Source organism: Pedobacter sp. (assembly GCF_035566355.1).
Taxonomy (GTDB): Bacteria; Bacteroidota; Bacteroidia; order Sphingobacteriales; family Sphingobacteriaceae; genus Pedobacter.
In genome coordinates, this window is the sequence record NZ_DATMRL010000335.1 from 1 (window position 1) to 5,819 (window position 5,819).

At 43.5% G+C, this 5,819-nt stretch carries 3 protein-coding genes and 1 pseudogene; all 4 read left to right on the forward strand.

Going from position 1 to position 5,819, the window contains the following annotated elements; all coding sequences use genetic code 11:
* Positions 1 to 1,181 (forward strand): annotated as a pseudogene (locus VNZ46_RS12925) (hypothetical protein); the annotation flags it as partial.
* 5 nt (positions 1,182 to 1,186) lie between these two features.
* Positions 1,187 to 2,662, forward strand: a complete 1,476-nt coding sequence (locus tag VNZ46_RS12930; protein ID WP_325560522.1) for an SGNH/GDSL hydrolase family protein — start codon at positions 1,187 to 1,189, stop codon at positions 2,660 to 2,662.
* A 5-nt stretch (positions 2,663 to 2,667) separates the two neighbouring features.
* Entirely contained in the window at positions 2,668 to 3,558 is an 891-nt protein-coding gene (locus tag VNZ46_RS12935) for a DUF4886 domain-containing protein (protein ID WP_325560523.1), read from the forward strand.
* Positions 3,559 to 3,602: 44 nt separating this feature from the next.
* The coding region (locus tag VNZ46_RS12940) for an FAD-dependent oxidoreductase (protein ID WP_325560524.1) at positions 3,603 to 5,819 on the forward strand (2,217 nt) is incomplete at its 3' end.

Sequence of the window (5,819 nt, forward strand, 5' to 3'; positions counted from 1 at the left end):
TCATTCACCCTGGAAACCATTATGAAGGCAATACCAATTTGTGGTGGAAAGGTATGGTGAAATTTCGACTTGGTTTTCCGCGGCAGCCCGGCGATGTTCTCGAAAAAACAGTACCGCAGTCTTTAATATCTCCTGTAGGTCTCGGATTGGAACAGCCGGTTACTTTTTTTCTGGCCAATAAGAACGTACGCCATATTTTTATGTCTACCTGGTCACCGCACTTGCTTAGGGTATCGACGTACCGCAACCGCAGTATATTGGAAACTTATGCGCGCAACTCTATTATCGGACGTTTTTCCAATTATCCGGGGTATTATGCCACTGGTTTTACAGACTTGACCTATGGTGCTAATTATCCTTACAAGGGACCGGATATCAATTCTATTTATTACCATCACATCTCTCCACACCTTGCTTTTACATTGGATTTCCTGTTTACAGAGGCCATACAAAGATCGGCAGGTCAGATCAATTTCCCATGGGGGAAACAGGAAGGGTTTGTCTGGTTCAATAATCGAGTTTTCGGGGGAGGAAAAGGAACTGTTTTTGGAGATAGTCTGGTAAGGCCATGGCTGGCAAAAGGCCTTGTTAAAATAGACACACCACAGGTAAACTACATCAGCGGAATATCTAATGATCGTTTTTGGGTGGTTTTGATGAATGAATCAAAAACAGGAAAGAATTTTGATCTCACTTTAGATACCCTTAAAACTGGTATCAAAACCATTGGAATTAAGGCGTATAAAGGTGCGTTGGCGGAGCCGGGTGAGCTGAGCCTTACTGGAGGAAAACTAAACGTAAGCCTTGCGGGAAAGGCATTAAGTGCATATTCTTTTCCTTTAATAAATTCCGTTATAAGTCAAGATCTTCCTCTTGTAAAAAATGGCTTGCAGGCTACTAATTTAGGTGCATCATGGGGTACGTTGTATACTTTCCGGATCCGGTCTCCTTTCGGCTGGGACTCCATTTATGCTTATTTAAATACATACCCTTTAACCGGGGCTACTGCCGAGCTGACCTTAAATGGTACGACCAGTGCCGGTAAACGTACTGCTTACCCTTTTGAATGGACTTTCCTTCACATTGATCCGCTCGCTCCGGTAAATCTTAAACTCGATTTAAAGAATGCTGCCGGTGAAACCAGTCAGTTTGTTGTGAATTTTGACGGGCCGAATAATTAATGCTGATGAAACGAAAAGTTAAACTGATCCTATATCAGGGATGCCCCTTCCTGATCATCGTAATGTTGTTTTTCCTGGGCTGCAGCTCCAGGAAAAACAGTGCAGCAGAACAGGAAAACAGAGAAAGGGAACGGTTGATCTCGGCGAGTCAGGCCGGGGCCATGCCGCTGTTTTTCGATCCATCCGAATCTACGATACCGGTCATAAATCCGGGAGACTTTAACAATCCTAAAGAGTTGCTATTGAGAAATGGCCTTCCGAATTTTTTTAGCAAAGCTAAAAAAGGTCAGGCGTTACTTGTAGGCTATATCGGTGGCAGTATCACCAGGGGTCATAATCTATACCGGACGCAATCTGCCAAATTTATCCAGGGCCTGTACCCGGCCATTCAGATGAAATTTATCAATGCTGGTATATCCGGAACGGGAACAGACCTTGGCGCATGCCGCATACAGGAGCAGCTCCTGCAATACAAACCTGATCTGATCTTTATTGAATTTGCCGTAAATAATGCATTTCCTGAAGGTTTGGAAGGGATGATGCGTCAGATCTGGCAGTCTAATCCATACACCGACATCTGCTTGCTTTATACCATTTACAATGGGCAGTCTAAGATTTATGCATCTGGAGAAATTCCTGCAAATATAGCCGGACTGGAAAAGATTGCCGATCGGTATCAGATTCCTTCTATTCACATGGGACTGGAAGCTAGTTTTCTTGAAAAAGAAGGGAAACTGATCTGGAAAGCAGAGACAGGTACGAAAACAGATCGGCTTGTTTTTTCTAACGATGGTACACATCCGCTGGAAGCAGGAGGAAATCTTTACGCTGCTGCTATGGCCAGGTCAATCCTTAAAATGAAAAATCATGTGGAGGTAATCAAACACGTGTTTCCAGATCCGTTAAATGCAGATAACTGGGAGGATGCAAAGATGTTTGCCCCGGAGGATATTGCCAGTTTCAGTAGGGAGTGGACAAAGATCAATCCGATAATCTATACTGATTTTAAGCAATTTTCAGGCTGGTTCCCGTATGTGATGAAAGCGGAAAAACCAGGAGCATCCTTTTCTTTTAAGTTCAAAGGAAAGATGATTGGCATTTTTGATGTTGGCGGGCCGGAAGCCGGGCAGCTTATCCTGGAGATTGACGGAAAGAGGGCAAGCATTCACAAACAAACCGGAACATTGGCTTTGAAAGCAGATGAAAGTTCCGGCCCATCTGATCCGATCAACAGGTTCAATTTCTTTTGCAACAACAGGTACCGTGGTCAGGCAGAATTCTTTGAGGTACCACCGGGAATTCATACGGTAACGTTTACGGTCTCCGGGCAAATTGCAGATAAAAAACAGATTCTTGGAGAAAAGCAATTGACGGACATTACCAATAACCCGGCTAAATACAACCAAACCGTGATTTATATTGGGAAGATCCTGATCAGAGGTGAAATGATAAAAACAACAATTATAAATACTAAAAAATGAAGAATATGAAAAAAATCTTTCTAGTCGTTCTGCTGCTCGTCAGTCAACTTTCCTTTGGGCAGAGCAATGATAACGCCATCCGGTTGTTTGTGATTGGCAACAGCTTTTCCCAAAACGCTACGGCTTATTTGCCAAATTTCGCAAAAGAAAGGAATAAACAACTGGTGATAGGCAGGGCGGAGCTTGGAGGCTGTTCCTTACAGCAACATTGGGAGTATGCGGAGGCTGCAGAGGCCAATCCCGGAGACCCTAAAGGAAAACCTTATAAGGGCAAGTCGCTGCGCATGCTTTTATCAGAAGGAACATGGGATGTGGTGACCATTCAGCAATATTCTTATTTGTCGCCCGATCTGGATACCTACAGTCCGTATGCTGAAAAATTGTACAATTACATTAAATCTATCCAGCCAAATGCCAGGATCGTTTTACACCAAAACTGGGCGTATCGCAGTGATGCAAAAAAGTTTGGCAGGGTTGCCGCAAATCAATTGGCTAAAGATCAAAAAGAGATGTGGCAGAAATCCAGGGCAGCCTATCATACCATTGCTGAACAGTTGAAAGTGAACATTATTCCGGTAGGGGATGCTTTTAATACCATGGCCTCCGGAACGGAATTTCTGTATAAAAAAGATATGGCTTTTGATTACGAAAACCCGGTTTACCCCAACCTGCCTGATCAGACCAATTCGTTAAATATGGGCTATTACTGGAAAGACAAGGAGTTTGTATTTGATCCTAACCACGCCAATGAGGCGGGCAGATATTTGGGGTCTTTAATCTGGTATGCTTTTTTATTTAAAGAGTCGCCCGAAAAAATACAGTATGTACCCAACAAAGTTCCTGTCGATTTCGCCGCATATCTGAGAAAAGTAGCTGAAAAGACAGTTAAGTTTTAAAAATAATCAAATAAAAAACACCGGGGCAAACCCGAACATTTACTATGATCAAATCAGAAGGAACAGGAGCACGTCGTTTGGTGTCTCAAAATTTAAGTACAGAATTTTTAATTGTTGGAGGAGGACTATCAGGAGTATGTACGGCTATTACTGCCGCCCGTAAAGGAGTTAAAATAGTTCTTGTACAGGACAGGCCTGTTTTGGGGGGTAATTCATCAAGTGAGGTCCGTCTTTGGATCCTTGGCGCTACTTCGCATATGGGGAATAATAACAGGTGGAGCAGGGAAGGCGGTGTTGTAGATGAGATACTGGTGGAGAATACCTATCGGAATAAAGAAGGTAATCCGCTGATCTTTGATACCATATTGCTGGATAAAATTGTTTCAGAACCGAACATCACCCTGTTGTTAAATACAGCAGTGTATGAAGTGTATAAATCGGATCCCGATACAATATCTGGTGTAAAAGCTTTTTGCAGTCAGAATTCCACAGAATATATCATTTCGGCACCTTTGTTTTGTGATGCTTCAGGGGATGGTATAGTAGGTTTTTTAGCCGGTGCCGCATTCAGAATGGGTGCAGAAAGCAAGGAAGAATTTGGTGAAAAATTCGCCCCTACAGCTGAATATGGAGAGCTACTAGGGCATAGTTTATATTTCTATAGTAAGGATACCGGTAAACCAGTAAAATTTACTGCACCGGACTTTGCCTTAAAAGACATTACCACAGAAATTCCGCGTTTTAGAAGTTTCAATGCAAAAGAGTTTGGTTGTAAACTATGGTGGCTTGAGTATGGGGGAAGATTAGATACCGTACACGATACGGAAAAGATCAAATGGGAACTTTGGAAAGTAGCCTACGGTGCGTGGAACTACATCAAAAATTCAGGTGAATTTCCCGAAGCAGAAACGATGACATTGGAATGGATTGGTACAATTCCGGGAAAAAGGGAAAGCCGTCGTTTTGAAGGCGACTACTTACTGTGCCAGCAAGATATTGTAGAACAAAGAGAGCATGAAGATGCCGTAGCGTTTGGCGGCTGGTCTATAGATCTGCACCCGGCCGACGGGGTGTTTAGTGAAAAACCGGGCTGCAATCAGTGGCATAGTAAAGGAATTTATCAGATTCCGTACCGTTGTCTGTACAGTAAAAACATAAAAAACCTGTTTCTTACCGGCCGTATCATCAGTGCTACACATGTGGCGTTTGCTTCAACCAGGGTAATGGCAACAGCAGCACATGTTGGGCAGGCCGTTGGGATGGCTGCATCTATTGCTAAAGAGAATGGACTGTACCCGGCTGCACTTCTTCAAGAGAACTTTATTGGAGATTTGCAAAAGGAATTGCTGAAAAGCGGGCAGCACATTCCTGGTTTCGAACTAAAGGATGATCTCGACCTGGTGAATGCTGCCAAGGTATCCGCATCCAGTGAATATGTACTGGAAGAATTGTCGTCCGACCTGCTTAAACCATTGGATGTTTCAATGGGTCAGATGCTTCCCCTTAACCAGGGTAAAATACCTCGTTTGAGTTTTCATACCGTATCGGATACAGATACATCGCTCGAAATTGAACTTCAGATCTGTAGCAGGCCGGGAAGCTATACGCCGGATCTGGTTCTGGAAAAGCAGGTTTTACCTATTCATCCCGGCCGTAATTGTTTACAGATGGATTTTTCGGCAACTATGGCGACTGGAGTTTACGCCTTCGTTATTTTAAGAAAGAATCCTGAAATTAAGGTGTACTGTTCAGAGCAACGCATCACAGGGATCCTTTCAGTATTTAACCTGGTCAATAAAGCCGTATCCAATTATGGCAGACAAACGCCTGCTGAAGATATTGGTGTAGATGAGTTTGAATTCTGGTGCCCGCAAAGGAGACCTGAAGGACATAACCTGGCAGTAAGGATGGAACCAGCCCTGCGTAAATTTGGCCCCGAACAGGTTAAAACTGGTATTTATAGGCCTACTACCAGTCCGAATGCCTGGGTTGCCGCATTGCAAGACCACTCTCCAAAACTTATCCTGCAATGGGAGCAGCAGCAGGAGATCAGAGAAATTGACCTGTTTTTTGATACAGACTACGATCATCCGATGGAATCGGTTCTGATGGGCCATCCTGAAGCTGTTATGCCTTTTTGTGTGAGAAATTATAAGATCGTGGACGATCAGGGCAATGTGGTTTTTGCTAAAACAGGGAATTATGAAAGCAGGAACACCATCCGGTTAAGCGAGCCTGTAAAAACCAGCACCCTGGACATT

What these genes read in the sequence shown, in the direction of transcription:
- VNZ46_RS12930 (WP_325560522.1), top strand. Translation starts at nt 1,187, where the DNA reads ATGAAACGAAAAGTTAAACTGATCCTATATCAGGGATGCCCCTTCCTG.
- VNZ46_RS12935 (WP_325560523.1), top strand. Translation starts at nt 2,668, where the DNA reads ATGAAAAAAATCTTTCTAGTCGTTCTGCTGCTCGTCAGTCAACTTTCC.